The organism is Cyanobacteriota bacterium, assembly GCA_025054735.1.
Taxonomy (GTDB): domain Bacteria; phylum Cyanobacteriota; class Cyanobacteriia; order SKYG9; family SKYG9; genus SKYG9.
Genome location: JANWZG010000022.1, coordinates 1 through 17111, shown reverse-complemented (window position 1 = coordinate 17111; position 17111 = coordinate 1). Strand labels below are relative to the sequence as shown.

Annotated in this window: 14 protein-coding genes and 2 tRNA genes; 8 read left to right on the top strand and 8 right to left on the bottom strand. The window is 49.7% G+C overall.

Going from position 1 to position 17111, the window contains the following annotated elements; all coding sequences use genetic code 11:
- On the top strand, window positions 1-1245 hold a 1245-nt coding region (locus NZ772_02230; GenBank protein MCS6812379.1), incomplete at its 5' end, for a DEAD/DEAH box helicase.
- Here NZ772_02230 and NZ772_02225 read toward each other — a convergent pair.
- Window positions 1234-2028, bottom strand: coding sequence for a fumarylacetoacetate hydrolase family protein (locus tag NZ772_02225; protein MCS6812378.1), 795 nt, complete (start codon window positions 2026-2028; stop codon window positions 1234-1236). The two genes, NZ772_02230 and NZ772_02225, sit on opposite strands and share 12 nt — an antisense overlap.
- 70 nt (window positions 2029-2098) lie before the next feature.
- Between NZ772_02225 and rpsF the strand changes: the two genes are divergently transcribed.
- The 4 genes from rpsF (at window position 2099) to NZ772_02205 (ending at window position 6132) form a co-directional block, all read left to right on the top strand.
- Window positions 2099-2431, top strand: a complete 333-nt coding sequence (rpsF, locus tag NZ772_02220) for a 30S ribosomal protein S6 (GenBank protein ID MCS6812377.1) — start codon at window positions 2099-2101, stop codon at window positions 2429-2431.
- 135 nt (window positions 2432-2566) lie between these two features.
- Window positions 2567-2640: transfer RNA gene (locus NZ772_02215), tRNA-Pro, on the top strand.
- A gap of 342 nt (window positions 2641-2982) precedes the next feature.
- Window positions 2983-5100, top strand: a complete 2118-nt coding sequence (locus tag NZ772_02210; GenBank protein ID MCS6812376.1) for a TIGR00300 family protein — start codon at window positions 2983-2985, stop codon at window positions 5098-5100.
- Between the two features lie 240 nt (window positions 5101-5340).
- Complete coding sequence (locus NZ772_02205; GenBank protein ID MCS6812375.1) at window positions 5341-6132, top strand: hypothetical protein; 792 nt, start codon at window positions 5341-5343, stop codon at window positions 6130-6132.
- A gap of 38 nt (window positions 6133-6170) precedes the next feature.
- Here NZ772_02205 and NZ772_02200 read toward each other — a convergent pair whose 3' ends face one another.
- The 5 genes from NZ772_02200 to NZ772_02180 form a co-directional block, all read right to left on the bottom strand.
- Entirely contained in the window at window positions 6171-6686 is a 516-nt protein-coding gene (locus NZ772_02200; protein ID MCS6812374.1) for a hypothetical protein, read from the bottom strand.
- Between the two features lie 358 nt (window positions 6687-7044).
- A tRNA-Lys gene (locus NZ772_02195) sits at window positions 7045-7116 on the bottom strand.
- A gap of 106 nt (window positions 7117-7222) precedes the next feature.
- The gene (locus NZ772_02190; GenBank protein MCS6812373.1) at window positions 7223-8389 is read right to left on the bottom strand and encodes a glycosyltransferase family 4 protein; all 1167 of its coding nucleotides are present in this window, start codon (window positions 8387-8389) and stop codon (window positions 7223-7225) included.
- Window positions 8390-8407: 18 nt separating this feature from the next.
- On the bottom strand, window positions 8408-9247 hold the full coding sequence (locus tag NZ772_02185; protein ID MCS6812372.1) for a class I SAM-dependent methyltransferase: 840 nt from the start codon (window positions 9245-9247) through the stop codon (window positions 8408-8410).
- Between the two features lie 5 nt (window positions 9248-9252).
- Window positions 9253-10254 carry an FkbM family methyltransferase gene (locus tag NZ772_02180; protein MCS6812371.1) on the bottom strand — a complete coding sequence of 334 codons (1002 nt, stop codon included), beginning with the start codon at window positions 10252-10254 and terminating at the stop codon, window positions 9253-9255.
- Window positions 10255-10481: 227 nt separating this feature from the next.
- On the opposite strand from NZ772_02180, the gene NZ772_02175 reads away from it, so the two are divergent.
- Window positions 10482-12194, top strand: a complete 1713-nt coding sequence (locus NZ772_02175) for an ATP-binding protein (protein MCS6812370.1) — start codon at window positions 10482-10484, stop codon at window positions 12192-12194.
- A 56-nt stretch (window positions 12195-12250) separates the two neighbouring features.
- On the opposite strand, the gene NZ772_02170 is transcribed toward NZ772_02175, so the two are convergent.
- Entirely contained in the window at window positions 12251-14374 is a 2124-nt protein-coding gene (locus NZ772_02170; GenBank protein ID MCS6812369.1) for a hypothetical protein, read from the bottom strand.
- A 404-nt stretch (window positions 14375-14778) separates the two neighbouring features.
- Between NZ772_02170 and NZ772_02165 the strand changes: the two genes are divergently transcribed.
- Window positions 14779-15246 (top strand): EVE domain-containing protein, encoded by a 468-nt coding sequence (locus NZ772_02165; protein MCS6812368.1) that lies wholly within the window; start codon window positions 14779-14781, stop codon window positions 15244-15246.
- Here NZ772_02165 and NZ772_02160 read toward each other — a convergent pair.
- Window positions 15243-15653 carry a universal stress protein gene (locus NZ772_02160; GenBank protein ID MCS6812367.1) on the bottom strand — a complete coding sequence of 137 codons (411 nt, stop codon included), beginning with the start codon at window positions 15651-15653 and terminating at the stop codon, window positions 15243-15245. The two genes, NZ772_02165 and NZ772_02160, sit on opposite strands and share 4 nt — an antisense overlap.
- 53 nt (window positions 15654-15706) lie before the next feature.
- Between NZ772_02160 and NZ772_02155 the strand changes: the two genes are divergently transcribed.
- Window positions 15707-16912 (top strand): phosphoglycerate kinase, encoded by a 1206-nt coding sequence (locus NZ772_02155; GenBank protein MCS6812366.1) that lies wholly within the window; start codon window positions 15707-15709, stop codon window positions 16910-16912.
- Window positions 16913-17111 lie beyond the last annotated feature (199 nt).

The window sequence follows — 17111 nt, the reverse complement described above, 5'->3', positions numbered from 1 at the left end:
AGAGGGGTTGTGGTGTTGCCTACCGCCGCAGGGAAAACCTACCTGGCACAGCTTGCCATGCAGTCCACGCCCTGGAGCACACTCGTAGTAGTGCCAACGCTAGACTTGATGCACCAATGGTATGCGCACTTGCTAGCAGCCTTTCCGGATGTCTCAATCGGGCTGCTAGGAGGTGGTTCTAAAGATAGAACTCCGATTCTGGTCGCCACCTACGATAGCGCAGCCATTCATGCTGAGTTGTTAGGCAACCGCTACGCCCTGCTGATCTTTGATGAATGCCATCATCTGCCTAGCAGTTTTCATCGGGCGATCGCTGACTATGCCATTGCCCCTTACCGGTTAGGATTAACAGCGACTCCTGATCGAGCCGATGGCAGACACCATGACTTGGATACCCTGATTGGTAAGCAGGTCTATGTCAAGACCCCAGAGGAGTTGTCAGGTGCTGTGCTGGCTAGCCATGACATTCGGCAAATTAAGGTGAGATTGTCACAACAAGAGCGCTATCGCTATGACCAAGCTATCCGCACCCGTAACGAGTTCTTGCAACAGCATAATATTTGGCTCAGCAGCACAGAGGGCTGGCGTAGGTTTGTTCGAGCTAGCGCCGCATCCCAAGCAGGACGACGAGCCATGTTGGCACACCGAGAGGCTAAAACTATCGCCTTGGGCACAGACAGCAAGTTACGAGTCTTAGCAGATTTACTGGCGCATCACTATCCCCAGCAGACCATCATTTTTACCCATGACAATGCCACCGTCTATCGTATTTCTCAAGAGTTCCTAATTCCTGCCATCACCCATCAAACACCCGTCAAAGAGCGTCATCAGGTGTTAACCCAGTTTCGAGCGGGAGTTTATCATGCCTTGGTGACATCCCATGTGTTGAATGAAGGTGTTGATGTCCCTGAAGCTCGCGTTGCAATCTTGCTCTCTGGTAGCAGCTCTCGACGAGAATTTATCCAGCGATTAGGGCGAGTGTTACGCAAAGGGGCAATGCTAGATAAGCAGGCCATTCTCTATGAGGTGATTACAGAGGAAACGAGTGAAGAACAGGTGTCAGTACGCCGTCGCACTAAAGGTAAGCGCAATCGCACCTCCCCCGACTTGCAGGCTGGCTCTGGTGGTCATATCTTGTCAGTACTGCCGCTGCCTCTGTATGAAGTTGATACGCAGGATGTTCCCCGTGCTGCTGATCGGCCACCAGCGTGGGAAGCAGCGAAGTCGCAGCAGCTAGATAACTGACTGTGATGCTGAAATGCTGGCCACGATGTTTTCTAGCCGACCAATGCCTTCAATCTCTACACTGATGCGATCGCCAACCTGAACTGGCCCCACACCCTCTGGGGTACCTGTCAGCACTACATCCCCTGGTAACAACGTCATCACATGGCTGATGTAGGAAACTAGTGTACTCGGTTTGAAGACAAGTTGGTTAATAGACGCAGACTGCACAGGGGTAGGGTTATCATTCAAAAAGGTCTGAAGCTTGGCCTCGATCGAGATTTCGCGCACGATCCAAGGCCCTAGGGGACAAAAGGTATCAAAGCCCTTTGCCCTTGTCCATTGCCCATCTCGCTGTTGCAGGTCTCTAGCCGTGACATCATTGGCAATTGTATAGCCCCAGATTTTGCTCTGAGCTTCCTCTAGGCTGCATCGTGTACAGCGATCGCCAATGATGAGGGCTAGTTCACCCTCATAATCTACCCGCTTGGATTGGGGTGGATAGAGGATAGCCGCCCCTTGGGGAATCACAGATGTCGAAGGCTTGAGAAAAATTAGAGGCTCACTCGGCACAGTAGATCCCATTTCGGCTGCATGAGCTGCGTAGTTTTTACCGACAGCTACAATCTTAGAAGGAGCACAGGGTGCCAACAACTGATAATTCGCTGGCGATAGTTCTTGAGCGATCGGTTGTCCCCCTAACCAAGGCGGCGCATCCAGTAACTGTACGTCTCGTGTGAGCTGGAGCAAGCCATAGTAGACCTGCCCATCTACAGATTGAACTCGAACATATCGCTGTGCCATAGGAATTGGTGTATGATAGTTAGTCCTTGCTTCGTAACAGAAGCCGTAAGTCCACGAGGAATCTATTGCTATGAGCTATATCTATGAAACCATGTACATTCTCCGTCCAGACATCGGAGATGACGCTGTTGATGAAGCGATTTCCAAGTATCAAACTATTCTGGTGGAGAATGGCGCTGAACTGCTAGAAACTCAACATCGCGGTCGTCGTCGTCTAGCTTATCCGATTAAGAAACAACGCGAAGGCATCTACATTCAGATGAACTATCGCCACGGTGATAAGGCAGTTGCTCCTATGGAACGGGCTATGCGCCTGAGTGATGAGGTCATTCGTTACCTGACCATCAAGGAAGAAGAAGTTGTTGAGCCCGGAGAGACTAAGCTAGTTGATACTGAAACGTAGAAACAGTAGCTATGCCTGAGTCAGTAATTTTAAGTGACTCTCAAGTGACTAGCTAGCTAGGCCCAAGGGGGAATCAGCTATACATAGCATTAGATAACCGTTTCCACCTGTGCTATGCTATATGAGCTATATTAACGGGGCGTAGCGCAGCTTGGTAGCGCACCACTTTGGGGTAGTGGGGGTCGTGGGTTCAAATCCCGCCGCTCCGATTAAGCTTTTATCAAAAGTCTGGTTAGGAACTTGATTGCCTAACTCAATTCATTGAATTGACTGTTGTCACATTTAATCCTGGTTGGATGTGCACTCCAGTAGCTTGGATATTTCTGAGATGGCTTACCCTTATCTCCCAACTCCTTCTTTTCCCAAAAGGGAAAAGGGGAACTGGATTAAAGTCCCTCTCTTTCCTCAAGCTACAGAGGTGAGGGCAAGCTGGGTAGTTACGCAAATTATTTGCAATTGATGATTTTTCCGTCTAGGAGTTGACTAGTCATACTAGACTGTGGGATGGGACTTTTGTTGCCGTTAATGATCTACCTCACCCAATTGCCGCTATGAGTTCTTCGATTCGCTTCTTGATGTGCCCGCCTGACTACTACGATGTGGACTATGTGATCAATCCTTGGATGGAAGGTAATATTCACAAGTCTTCCCGCGATCGGGCATCTGAGCAATGGCACAAACTTCACTACACCCTCTCCCAACTGGCACAGGTAGAGCTGATTACTCCGCAGCAAGGTGTCCCTGATATGGTGTTCACGGCCAATGCTGGGTTGGTGTTGGGCGATCGGGTTGTCCTTAGTCGCTTTTATCACAAAGAACGTCGAGGCGAAGAACCCTATTTCCGCCAATGGTTTGTAGATCATGGCTTCACCGTGTATGAACTGCATCCTGATTTGCCCTTTGAAGGGGCGGGTGATGCCCTGTTTGATCGGGAAGGGCGCTGGTTATGGGCAGGTTATGGTTTCCGCTCAGAACTAGACTCTCACCCTTACCTAGCGAAATGGCTGGATACAGAAGTGTTGTCCCTGCGGCTTATGGACGATCGCTTCTATCACTTAGATACCTGCTTTTGTCCCTTGACTAATGGCTACCTGCTCTACTATCCCCCTGCTTTTGATGGCTACTCTAATCGGCTGATTGAGATGCGCGTGCCCGCTGATAAGCGGATTGCCATCGGCGAAGTGGATGCTATCAACTTTGCCTGCAATGCTGTGAATGTGGAAAACACAATCATTCTCAATCAGGCTAGCGATGCTCTTAAACAGCGTCTTGCCAGTGTAGGGTTCACGGTCATCGAAACGCCACTGACCGAGTTTTTGAAGGCGGGTGGTGCTGCAAAATGCCTTACTCTGCGCATTACTGAGCCTGTACGCAGTGAGGTGCGTGCCCTTGCTGGCATAGAGAGCCGCATCATTCGCATGGATGGACACCTACTTGACTCTGGCCTCATCAACCGAGCGCTAGATTTGATTGTGGATGCAGGCGGCAGCTTCCAAGTGATGAGTTTCAAGTTAGGAGAACAACGCCAAAGTACCTCATCGGCAGAAATCAAGGTGTCTGCCCCCTCCCATGAGATTATGGAAACCATGATGGCGCAACTAATCGACTTGGGAGCAGTCACTGTCTGTCAAGAGGAAAAAGATGCTCATCTAGAAACCGTGACCCTGCCCGGTGTGGCTCCTGATGACTTTTATGTCACTACTATCTATCCCACCGAAGTGCGGGTAAACGGGCAGTGGATAAGGGTACAAAACCAGCGAATGGATGGTGTGATTGCCCTAACTTCCACCCCTGAGGGAAAAACAGTTGCTCGCTGTAAGCTGATTCGAGACTTAGAAGTAGGCGATCGTGTCGTGGTGGATGTTGAAGGCATCCGTACAATTCGCAAGGTCGAGTCTCGTGACCAGCGCAATACCCAAGAGTTCACCTTTATGGGTTCGGGGGTCTCTAGCGAACGTCGAGTGGAACTGGTAGTAGAACAGATTGCCTGGGAACTGCGCCAAATTCGAGACCAAGGGGGTAAGGTGGTTGTGGTAGCAGGGCCAGTGGTTATCCATACGGGTGGTGGTGAGCACCTGGCAAAATTAATTCGAGATGGCTACATACAAGCCTTGTTGGGTGGTAATGCCATCGCCGTCCACGACATTGAGCAAGCTCTGATGGGCACCTCCTTGGGGGTAGACATGAAGCAAGGAGTCTCTGTGCGAGGTGGGCACCGTCACCATCTGAAAGTTATCAATACTATTCGCCGCTGTGGCAGCATCAGTAAGGCAGTGGAGGCCGGTGTATTGACTAGGGGCATTTTTTATGAGTGTGTTCAGCATCAGGTGCCCTTTGTCTTGGCAGGTTCCATCCGTGACGACGGCCCTCTGCCCGATACCGAAACTGATATGCTGAAGGCTCAGGCCGACTATGCTCGCCTGTTGGAAGGGGCCAACCTAATTTTGATGCTCTCGTCGATGCTGCACTCGATCGGTGTGGGTAATATGACTCCATCGGGGGTAAAAATGGTTTGTGTCGATATTAATCCAGCCGTGGTTACTAAGCTCAGCGATCGCGGCTCCCTAGAGTCTATTGGCGTAGTCACCGATGTGGGCTTGTTTCTAAGCTTGCTAGTGCACCAACTAGACAAACTCACTCGTCCCTACGAACTAGCCATGGCCCGCTAGGCTAGCGATCAACCCTCTACTCCCACGGAACCCAAGCTACAAGCTGGCTGGTGAGGAAATTGTTGCTCTTCAAGCCCATCGTGAAGATTGAAGTTTCACGGTAGGTGTACCATTTGATACAAGCCATAGACCATGAGAACTATGGTTGACCAGAATTTGCCATGGTATATTCTTAGACATTAACCTCAACAACTAGCTTAACTAATTAAGCTAGTCATCAGTCTTTGCAGAGGTGGTGCTATGGCTCAGGGCGCGATCGACCAACTGTTAGACGATTTGGAGCAATTCCGTCAAACCTCAGATCAACGACTCATAGCGTTGTGGAAGAGTGGACTGCTGCCATTGGAGCAATATGAACTGGCGAAGACTACTACCGATAGCTGCCTGCAATCCCTAATGCCTGCCATCACTGGCGATCGCACCCAATTCACCACCATTCAGTCGATTGCTAGTCAAGTTAATCGCTACAAGACTATCGTTAATCAGTGCCTCCGTGAACTCTACAGCACTACCTATAGCAGCCAGCACCTAAAGCGATGTATGCAGAACTTTGTGCAAACCCACATCTCGGAGATTTCAGCTCGTATTCGGGCTGAGCGAGACAGTCTATCCTTTCTCAAGGACGTGCTCCCCCAGCTTGACCACGTAAAGGTGGTGAAGACGGCGATCGATCGCCTGCAAGCTAAACTCATCAAACAATTTGAATCGGCTGTGCGCCGCTACGGTGACGACCAACGCCAAGCTCTGTTTCAACAGGCCCTAGGTCAGTTTGAAGGCTACCTCTGCCAACTTCTAGAGCACTACTTTGTTCGTCCCCAACAACTTAGTCTAACCAGCAACTCCACCCCCAGCCAAACAACATTCACACCCCCCAGCAACGGTAGCCCGCTCGTGGCCCAGTTAGTCCACCAATTAGAGCAACTCTGCCGAGAAGCAACTGCCCTGACTACCCAACTACAAGCCCTGACAACTCTGTCCGATCGCCTGACCACCCAACTACAAGCCCTCCTCACCGAGGTAAAATCCCAATAGTCTGGCCTAACCCAGTTCCCATAACAGAAATAATAGGACTAACGGAAAGAAGGCGCACCAAAGAGAGGAACTTCCCGTTGATCAGAGGGCAAGTTGCCTGGATAGCCCAAATCTCTGGCTCGACGACCAAGAGTGTCTAGGTGAGCTCGGAACATGTTGTGGCAAACAGCCCAATAGAGCCGATGGGAATCAGTATTATAGCCACTATACTCTCCGCCAGGATTGAGATAGTGAATAATCACCCAATCCTTCATACCCGCTGTTCCAGGGAAGGCTACAAAGGGCTGGCGAGTAGAACAGTGCACCCAATGTCGGCTACGTTGAACGGGCTGACTAGCGACTTGAGTTTCAACCTCTACCACATAAACTTGACTTTTCACACCCCCTAGGGAATTTTGGCTGACCTGCCGCCGACTCAGCAGATAAGACTGCCAACTAATACCTTGGCGCATACCACTGGTGTAGAGAGTCCGCGCTAGGGCGATCGTGCTGTGCCCTCCCCCCACCAACAGCCCAATGAGCCAAGCTGCCAACGTTATGTATTGTTTTACCATCTGCTACATTGTGGTCAGCGTGCTTAATTGAGTGACTGTACAGGTCGTTGCTTCACTTCATCCTATCAGGTTTGTTTCCAGTTAATTGGAATCCATAGGTTTGTAATAACGACTTCAGTCGTCATCTCTAGATTTTGAGGCCTATAGTCCTGATTGCAAAAGGGTCTAAAGTTTTCATGCAATTGAGATCCCCAACGAATAGGACAGGCTGCCTGTATACTACAGAACCCATAGGTTTGTAGTAACGACTTCAGTCGTCATCTCCAGATTTTGAGGATCATAGTCCTGATTGCAAACTTGATAGCTAACACGTTGCTCCGGACTTTAGCTAGTGACTAGATAGTGACTAGGGCAAACATGGGTCGCCTGGGATTCGAACCCAGGACCAATCGGTTAAAAGCCGAGTGCTCTACCGCTGAGCTAGCGACCCTAAACTGGTGCAAATTTGCAGCGTCTATTACAGTATCACATATCTACTAGATAATCTGTCATGGATATGGGAATCTGGTGAATTGCTGACAGGTCAGCGCTAGGCTTTACTGGGTAAGGGATGGTATGGCGAGACGGGTAAAAATTTGTGCTAGCCGATCGCAGTTGACTAAAGGATTAAACCGGGCTATGGCCTGCTCTCGACCACAGAGACCCAGCTTTAACCGTAACCCTGGGTTAGTCACTAGGGTTTGCAGGGCAGTAGCTAGAGCTGGGCGATCGCCAGGTGGCACGACAAAACCAGTCACACCATCTTGCACTAACTCTGGCACAGCCATCGATGTGGAGCCAATGCAAGGTAACCCCGCTGCCATGGCCTCTTGAAAGACAATGCCGTAGACATCTTCACGGGTGGGCATGACATAAATGTCCGCTTGGCGATAGAGGGTTAACAAATCGGAGGATAGGGGGCGCAATCCCTGGTGTAGCCGTAGGTGGGGATGTTCAGGGGTGTGAATAGGGTCATTGGTGACCAGATCTAGGGTACAGGTGTCTGCAAAGGCTTCTAGGAATACCGCTAACAAGTCAAGCCCACCTTTGCGGGCGACATCATTGCCAATAAATAACAACCGTACCCGATCGCTAGGTTCCACTTTGGGCCGCGGCATAGAGATAAATTGCTCTAGCAGCAAGGGATAGTCAATGTGGGTGACCTTTGCTGCTGGCATTCCATAGTCATGAATCACCGATTGTCTAGCGCGGGCTGAGCAACTGACAATGTGGGCTGCTGCTTGAAAGCACTTCCGCTCTAAGGCTACGATTGGTCGATAGGTACGCTGGGCTGGGGCTGGATGTTCCCGTGCCAGTAACGCCGTGGTGTAGTCGATAGACACTACCCCTGGAATCTTGCGTAACAGTGGAGCCATCAACAGGGCAATTCCTTGGGTGTGGATATGCACTACCTGAGGTCGATATTGGCGGATATAGTGCTCTAGGCAACGACGGGCAAACAGGGAGTTGCCAACTTCGTTCCGTAACCGAAAGTAGTCATCATCTCGATGTGCAGGCACACCAGGAAGTCGCTGGCGCAGGGCCCAATGGATAAGCCGTGCCCATAAATCCTGTCGAAAGTAGTTGGTCAGATGCAGGGAATGAAATTCGATCGTGGGGAAGTTATCAGCAAAGACTCGCTCCAGGATATTCTGAAAGGTGATATGCCCCATCATGTAAATATTTAAGCTGAGCACAGAGATGGGGACGTTACTGATCATCATGAAGAGGAATTGACATCCCTAGGACTTTACGAACATTGCTTCTACGGTATCTCCTAAGTTTAGGCCACTAATGGCAGCTTTTAGCCCACGCTTGAGCAGATATAAGGCATCTCGACGAGTCAGGAAGTTATTGGTGAGAGGGCAACAGTAACTGATGCGCTTAAATCCGTGCTGGCTCAGCAATCGAGTCAAGCTGTGTTCAGTAAAATGCCAACGATGCTCTTGAGGAAACCAGCCCATCCACTCTGGCGATCGCGCAAACCAGGAAGTATACCGAGGAACCGTAACGTAAAAAATGCCACCTCTCTTTAAGATTCTGGCAACATCCTGCACAACCTCGATTAAATCAGGAATATGTTCCAAGACATGATGCGCTTGAATGATATCAAAATACTGGTCTGGAAAATGACAATCTTGAAGATAGGTGGTTTTAATGTTGCGATGACACTGTTGACCATAGCGAGCTTCCGGCAGGGAAATTTCGACCCCTACAGATTCAGCAACTCCGCACTGAGCCACTAGTTCCACTAGCTTGCCTGTAGAACAACCTAGCTCCAATACGCGAGATGTAGGGTAGAGGTAAGGCTTAAGACGAAGACAACGGTACGTAGAACTTGCTACGTGAGAAATGTCATCTTCATAACAGGCGGGTAAACTTGGAGCATCCGCTGAGGAGGGTTGGGTTGTAGACTGGTGCAGAGTTAGTTGCGGATCCGTCATCCCCAATCCACAGGTCTGGCAGCGCCACACACGGAATTCTACGGACTTTCCAGGCAAGGAACCGTTGTGGTTATGGCCTTGAATCAACAGGGCAAACCTGGTGGATCCACAACAGATGCAGGTAGCGTTGGGTGTCATGGCCATTATCTTGGACGGGCCAATAGGTGAAACGTAGGCAGCCGATGCTGGGCAATTTGGGCAAGAGCTTCCTCCTTAGAGGCAATCTGCACCCCGCGATTGGGAAAATAGCGCTGCCAAACCCGTGCGATCGGGTTCCTGGACTCTTCCTGAAAGTCCCATAGTTCCAGGGTGTAGTGAGGCTCTAGCAACGCAACTATATCACTAATAGAGTGCCCCAAATCTGCCATTGCGTAGGGGTGTAACTCAATAAAGAGGGTAGGACGATGGGTTGCAAGCAGGTGCTGTGCCCCTAGCAGCACGTTGTATTCAAAGCCCTCGCAATCAATCTTCAGGAGAGTAATCGTCTCAATGTCCTGAAGGTCTTCATCTAGAGTGACAACGGGCACTGATATTTGTGACCATTCACACAGAGCAGCAGCCATATCGTCCAAAGTGGCAATATCACCACGTGACTCGTCCCTAGTATCAATCTGCTCAGAGGTGCCCACGGGCATACTGTTGATCCCCATGTTCATGAGAATAGAGCCACTAGTATGACCACAAGCTCGGTTACGCAGGTCAATGTTTGCAAGCTGATTCGCAACAATATTCTTCTTCAGCAGGCCAAACACCAGGGGAATTGGTTCGTAGGCAATAATCGGGGCATCAGTGTAATGGCGCAATTCTAGGAGGTAATAGCCAATATTGGCTCCGACTTCTACGATCGTACCCGCTGGCAAGGTTGTCAGTACTTGGCGAATCAGGTCAAACTCTGGAATATGACGACGACCTTCAAACACATACCAGGTGGAAATAGGCAGCAACCAACGGCTAGGTAACAGCAACTGATAATTGCCCCAAGGCACGCTGAGGAGTCCGCCTCTGTCAGCATATGGCTTCACTAGGGGGTAAAGACGGTGCCCTAGGGGAAATAGCTGGCCAAGGCGCTGTAATGGGGATGGGATAGTTGAGATGGGGGTACGTTCGAGAATTTGTTCTAGTTGCTGAAGGTATACGGCTGTCATAGGGAGAGTGCAAATTGACGGTCGGGTAGTCGTAGCTAGTGGTGATAGTAATCAGTGGGTAAAGGTCTCTACAACTATAACCTCCCCTGCATCTTGAAAATGGTCAAAGTTGAGAGAAGAAGGCAGAACGATCGTATCATTCTTCCCCATTTGTATTAGGCTAGTACATGGAATCTAAAGTTGAGTACTAGGTTTCCGCCAACAAGCTATAGGATGTTGCCCGTAGCATGACTCCAGAGCAACCGTTAGGATCCGTGATTCAAGGAAGCCTCAGCCAAGGGCTAGATGTGCGCCTTCATGCCCATGTTTCGGTGGAAGAAATGCGGGTAGGGAAGTTTTTAGTAGTGCAGGGACGACGATCGCGCTTCTTTTGCATGGTGACCGACGTGGCTCTGGGCACTGCTAGTCCCCGAATCCTAGCCAACCCACCGGAACCGACCAACCTGTTTTTGCAAGAGGTGCTAGCTGGAACAGGCACCTATGGCACCATCGCCCTGACACCCATGTTGATGATAGAGGCACGACAAGATGGCCAAGATCAGGTATCGGATTCTACAACGCCTGCATCTAACTTGGCTAGCTATGAAGCCCAGAGTAGCGAAGCCATCGATTTGCTGCCAGTTAAAACCATTCCCAGTCATTTCAGCCAAGTGTACGATGCTAGCATTCGAGATTTTCGGATGGTCTTTGGTTGGGAAGATGATCCCCAACGCCGCAACTTCGCCATTGGGCAGCCGATCGATATGGATGTCCCAGTTTGCTTGAATCTCGATCGGCTTGTAGAGCGCAGTAATGGTGTGTTTGGTAAGTCTGGCACGGGCAAGTCATTTCTGACTCGGTTGCTGCTGTCGGGTATCATTCGCAAGCAGGCTGCCGTCAACTTGATTTTTGACATGCATTCCGAATATGGCTGGGAAGCTGCCCAAGAAGGTAAACAATTCAGCACGGTCAAAGGCTTGAAGCAATTGTTTCCCAGCCAAGTGCAGATTTACACATTAGATCCAGACTCTACCAAGCGGCGCGGTGTACGCAATGCCCAAGAGCTTTACATCAGCTTTGACCAAATCGATGTAGAGGATCTGTCCCTCATTAGCCAAGAGCTAAATTTGTCTGAGGCTAGTTTAGAAAACGCCATTATCCTGCGCAATGAATTTGGCAAAGCCTGGATTACTCGCCTACTCAGTATGACCAACGAGGAAATTCAGGAATTCTGCGAGATGAAAATGGGTAGCAAGTCGTCTATCATGGCCCTGCAACGCAAGCTCAATCGCTTGGCTGACTTGAAATACATCCGCCAAAGTTGCTCCAGAAATTATGTTGGACAAATTCTCGAAGCCTTGGATGCGGGGATCAGTGTGGTCATTGAGTTTGGGTCACAGTCTAATCTATTGTCTTACATGTTGGCTACTAATGTGATTGCTCGCCGCATCCATCAAGCCTATGTGCGCAAGGCAGAGCGGTTTCTTCAGACTAAGAATGTGGCCGATCGTCCTCGGCAGTTGATGATCACCATCGAAGAAGCGCATCGGTTCCTTGATCCCCGGACAGCCCACCAAACCATTTTTGGGACGATCGCCCGAGAAATGCGCAAATATTTCGTCACATTGCTGATTGTGGATCAGCGCCCCTCAGGGATTGACAACGAGGTGATGTCCCAAATTGGCACGCGCATCACGGCCCTGTTGAACGATGAAAAGGATATTGATGCTATCTTCACTGGGGTGTCTGGAGGGCAGGCGTTGCGGTCAGTGTTGGCCAAGCTAGACTCTAAGCAGCAAGCCCTAGTTCTGGGTCATGCGGTGCCTATGCCCGTTGTGGTTCGCACTCGACCCTATGATGCAACCTTCTACCGTGAGATTGGTGACATGAATTGGGAAGACTTACCTACGGATGTCATTCTACAGGCGGCTGAAACCGCCAAGGCTGATTTAGGGTTCTAGGGCACAATCTGCTGAGTACCTAGTGGCCAACTATCTTCTAGAGCACTCTAGAGTATCTAGTAATAGGTTTGGGGATCGCTTTCAGAAATAGCGCTATCCCGCTCTATCAACCAACGACTAATCAATGCCTGGGCTTCGGAATAAAGGGCACGATCTGGACTAATTTGATCAGCAAGGTTGATGGCTTCAGTGTAGTTCTGAGCCTTTGCTAGGGTATTCGCTTGGTCAAGAATTGGCTGATCTTCACTGATCTGTAGTTGGGTCAAAATGTCTTGTCGCAGCACTTCTGCATCCTGGTAGAGGGGGCGATCGGGTTGGATGTCATCCAACCGTACCAGAGCTTCGGTGAACTTTTTGCTCAGAGCCAGAGCTTTAACTTGCTCTAGAATCCCGTTGTCCCTTAGTATTTCCAACTTCGTCCGGTACTGACGGATGGCAGCCTGTGCTTCTCCATAGAGGGGATGATTTGTGGGGATTTTGTCGGCTTTAGCGATCGCAGCCTTAATCGCATCTAGGGTACCCTCAGCCGCTAGACGACGAGCTGCTTCTAAGTAGGGGCGTGCTTGAATTCGCAAGATTTCACTGTTCCATTCCGCTGCTTTTGCCTGGGCTTTTGGCCTCAGGGGTCTATCTTTTTCAATTTGCTTAGCCTTGTCAACAGCCAACCGCAATGCAATGGGGTGCCTAATAGTGCTAGTTAGAATAGCTGACTGCAATGTCAGCATATCCTCAAATTGGTGTTCTAAGGCGGGTAGTCGATCCCGAATCACTTGGTAGAGGGTTTGGTCTGACTGCACTTGGCTAGCGAGTTGCAGGGTGACACTATATTCCCAGAGCCTAGTGGGCAGATCAGCAACCTTTACTCGTACCGAATTGAGACTTGCTAAGGAGCGAGCCACCTGCAAGAGCCGTCGAGCATCTCTACCAACCACACTGTCATCTGGGATGGCATCAGCGATCGTAGCTGCTTCTGCAAACTTGCCCCGTTGAACCTCCTTGATAGCAACAGCTAACAATTTTTGACTCCACTGATCGATGTCAGCCCTGGCATCAGCCCCAAAATGACCCTGCGGAGAAATCTGTTGTGCGGCTGTAATAGCATTCACTAGTCGCCGGGGATCACCACTGCTAGCGAGTTGCCGCGCTAACCGCAATCGATTCCAGTCAACTTCATCCAATGAGATTTGCTGCAAGGTCACACTCAGTCGAGAGCGCCAATAGTCGTTATCAACCTCAACATAGCGACGTGCAATTAGGTCAGCCTGTGCCCACTGTCGTGCTTTGATGGCAGCCACAGCTTGGCGATGTAAATCATAACCTTTGTCCCAATCTCGTTGCCATACGGCGATCGTAGCTTGTGCTTCTTGATAAATAGGGCTAGTTGGTGGCACTTGACGGGCAATCATGACAGCTTTTCGCAAATCATTGCGGTATAGGTAGTTACGCGCACGATTCATAATCATCTGCGACCATTGCCCCTTTAATCGCAATGCTTCTGGATAGAGAGGATGATCTGTCGTCCAGGGTTGAACCACATCCAAAGCCAGTAACAAATCTCGCAACCGCCCCGACTGAGCAAGTTTGTTAGCACAGACCAGCCGATCGCGATCGGTCACAAATCCTGACAACTGCTTACAGTCAGTTGGCTCAGGCAAATGACGGATCCAAAGGAAGGCGGCTGCCCCCACATTTGCAAACACCAAGAGCACCCCCATCCACACCATAGACCACCGCCAAGCAGGCTGAACCTCGCCAATGTCTGTTACATCCAGGCTGAGAAGTTGCAGTGCTCCACCAGGTTCATCCTCAGATTCCAGGCCGTCCCCAGACTCCAGGCCATCGTCTGAGTCATCAAGGGATCCATCGCTAGCAGAGACATCCAACGCTGCACAGGATGCATCAACAGCACATTGGTTCAGATCATGACTATCCTCTGTCAGAGTTTCGCTAGAGCTACCATCCCCTTCACCTAGCAGGTTGTCATAGTCAAGTGTGGCTGTAGGGTGATCTCCTAGCTCCATTAGTTCGCTGGTCACACTATCCGACTGGCTAGCATCCAAGCTACTAGGATCCAAGTTGCTAGTCTCTGAGCTACCAATATCTGGGTTAATTTGGTCGCCTGTAGTGTTATCTTGCAACTCGGAGTTAGTTGCACTTAGTGTGCTCACTGGTAACGTCATAGCCGTCGACTCCTCTAGGGCAGAATACCCATTTACATCAGGGGAAGCTACAGTCGCTGACTCGTGCTGAGAACTATTGACTGCATCTGGATTGCCTAATGACGTTACGATGGGGTCTCGTTGTACACGAAACAACCTAGCTAGCGATTGAAATCGGTTAGAGTAACTTTTAATCATGGCATCACGAGGCAGGCGATGTCTTTGTCAACTATAAAGATATCTTCGGAAATCTTACAACCAGGATGTGACAGTCAAAGGTACCTCTTCAGGTAACTGGTATCGAACCTTGCATAGGATTCTGACCATTATCTACGCGGTGATTCCACACTTGGAAACTGATGCTAAGAGAATTAAGACTGCTTAGGCATTAACGTTATAAACCCATATGCTCAAGAGGCTTTGCCATGAACTATTGGCTGATGAAATCTGAACCAACGGTCTATAGCATTACTGACCTAAGTCGAGAGGGCTGCACCATCTGGGATGGTGTACGTAACTACCAAGCTCGTAATTTCCTGCGCCAAATGCAGATTAACGACATGGCTTTTTTCTACCATTCCAATGCAGCACCACCCGGAATTGTCGGATTAATGCGAGTGTCAGAAACTAATGTAACTGACCCAACCCAGTTTGATCCGGCTAGCAAGTACTACGACGAGAAGTCGTCCACGGATAGTCCTCGCTGGCAAACTGTAAGGGTTGAATTTGTTGAGGAGTTTCCAACTATACTAACGCTAGAGACGCTAAAAACGATGTTTAAACCCGATGAACTTTGGGTTGTGCGTCAAGGTAATCGGCTGTCTGTGATGCCAGTTGAGACACAGATTGCAGAAAAGCTTTTGACTATGGCGCGATCGTCACGGCTAGCTTAAGGAATAACTAACACTGGGCAGGGGGAAAGGTTGATAACTCGCATGGTTACACTATCTGCCATGCCTTCTTCAGTAAGCCCCATGCCGCGAAATCCCATGACAATCAGGTCTGCTTCCGTCTCGTCAGCAACATCACAAATTGTAAAGGCTGGCTTGCCTTGGCGCTCGATCGCTTCAGCCGTAATCCCTTGTTCTGCAAATAGGTTTTGAACATTGGTTAAGAGGGCGGCCACTGCCTCTGGGGAAGCCATGCCATCGGTAGATGATGCTGTACCATCTGCTGCATCCTCAACAACAGACAGCAACACTAGCCGACTGCCAAAGGTCTTGACCAACTGGGCAACGCTTTCGGCAGCTTGCATGGACTCACGACTATGGTCGATCGGAAACAAGAGAGTTTTGAACATAGGTTGATCCCAGTCTCAGGTAAGATCTCTTATGGTCAAAGGAGAGAAATAGTATGCCCAAAAAGACTTTAGCAGATTTGTCAGCCGCAGATTTATCCGGCAAGCGAGTGCTTGTGCGAGTTGACTTTAACGTACCTCTAAACGAGCAAGGTGAGATTACTGATGATACCCGGATCCGTGCGGCCTTGCCAACCATTCAAGATTTAACGAGCAAAGGCGCAAAGGTAATTTTGTGTAGCCACTTTGGTCGTCCTAAAGGCAAGGTTAACGATAGTATGCGCTTGACTCCAGTGGCCACCCGCCTGTCAGAACTGTTAGGGCAACCTGTTACTAAGACCAATGACTGTATTGGTGAGGAAGTAGCAACTGCCGTAGCAGCTATGACTGATGGTCAGGTGTTATTGCTGGAAAATGTGCGGTTCTATGCCCAAGAGGAAGAGAATGATCCAGAATTTGCCAAGCAACTAGCTTCTGTTGCTGATTTGTATGTAAATGATGCATTTGGAACTGCACATCGTGCCCATGCCTCTACAGAGGGGGTTACTCATTATTTGAAGCCGTCTGTTGCTGGCTTTTTGATTGAAAAAGAGTTGCGGTACCTTCAGAATGCGATCGAAAATCCTCAGCGTCCTCTAGCGGCGATCGTAGGTGGATCCAAAGTATCCAGTAAAATCGGTGTCATTGAAACCCTATTGGAAAAGGTTGACAAGCTCCTAATTGGCGGTGGCATGATTTTCACCTTCTACAAAGCACGGGGATTAAACGTCGGTAAATCTCTAGTAGAGGATGACAAGTTAGATTTAGCCAAAGCTCTGGAAGCCAAAGCTGCAGAGAAGGGTGTCACACTTTTACTTCCTACAGATGTGGTGGTAGCAGATAACTTTGCTGCGGATGCCAATGCCCAAACAGTCAGTGTTGAAAATATTCCCGATGGTTGGATGGGCTTAGACATTGGGCCAGATTCTGTCAAGGTTTTCCAAGATGCCCTTGCCGATTGTAAGACAATAATTTGGAATGGCCCCATGGGTGTGTTTGAGTTTGACAAATTTGCTGTAGGGACGGAGGCAATTGCCCGTACCCTGGCAGATTTGACGAAAACTGGTGCTAGCACCATCATTGGGGGTGGTGACTCTGTTGCTGCTGTAGAGAAGGTTGGTGTCGCCGATCAAATGAGTCACATCTCAACGGGTGGGGGCGCTAGCTTAGAGTTGCTAGAAGGCAAAGAGTTGCCTGGTATCGCCGCTCTGGACGATGCCTAATAGAAGTTGTAGCAAGTGCGTAAAGCTCCTAGTGAGGTAGTGAGGATTTGTAGTCGCTTCAATTTAGGTTGTAACAGGTGGCCTCACCCCAACCCCTCTCCCACGCTTTGGGAGAGGGGATTTCGATGCCCCTTTCTAGCCTGGAATGACTATAACTCTCAGTAGCGTTGACCAGCACGCTTGGCGTTACCAACAAGCT

Coding starts and splice junctions, on each gene's coding strand:
- NZ772_02225 (MCS6812378.1), bottom strand. CDS start 2,028: ATGGCACAGCGATATGTTCGAGTTCAATCTGTAGATGGGCAGGTCTAC.
- rpsF (MCS6812377.1), top strand. CDS start 2,099: ATGAGCTATATCTATGAAACCATGTACATTCTCCGTCCAGACATCGGA.
- NZ772_02210 (MCS6812376.1), top strand. CDS start 2,983: ATGAGTTCTTCGATTCGCTTCTTGATGTGCCCGCCTGACTACTACGAT.
- NZ772_02205 (MCS6812375.1), top strand. CDS start 5,341: ATGGCTCAGGGCGCGATCGACCAACTGTTAGACGATTTGGAGCAATTC.
- NZ772_02200 (MCS6812374.1), bottom strand. CDS start 6,686: ATGGTAAAACAATACATAACGTTGGCAGCTTGGCTCATTGGGCTGTTG.
- NZ772_02190 (MCS6812373.1), bottom strand. CDS start 8,389: ATGATGATCAGTAACGTCCCCATCTCTGTGCTCAGCTTAAATATTTAC.
- NZ772_02185 (MCS6812372.1), bottom strand. CDS start 9,247: ATGACACCCAACGCTACCTGCATCTGTTGTGGATCCACCAGGTTTGCC.
- NZ772_02180 (MCS6812371.1), bottom strand. CDS start 10,254: ATGACAGCCGTATACCTTCAGCAACTAGAACAAATTCTCGAACGTACC.
- NZ772_02175 (MCS6812370.1), top strand. CDS start 10,482: ATGACTCCAGAGCAACCGTTAGGATCCGTGATTCAAGGAAGCCTCAGC.
- NZ772_02170 (MCS6812369.1), bottom strand. CDS start 14,374: ATGACGTTACCAGTGAGCACACTAAGTGCAACTAACTCCGAGTTGCAA.
- NZ772_02165 (MCS6812368.1), top strand. CDS start 14,779: ATGAACTATTGGCTGATGAAATCTGAACCAACGGTCTATAGCATTACT.
- NZ772_02160 (MCS6812367.1), bottom strand. CDS start 15,653: ATGTTCAAAACTCTCTTGTTTCCGATCGACCATAGTCGTGAGTCCATG.
- NZ772_02155 (MCS6812366.1), top strand. CDS start 15,707: ATGCCCAAAAAGACTTTAGCAGATTTGTCAGCCGCAGATTTATCCGGC.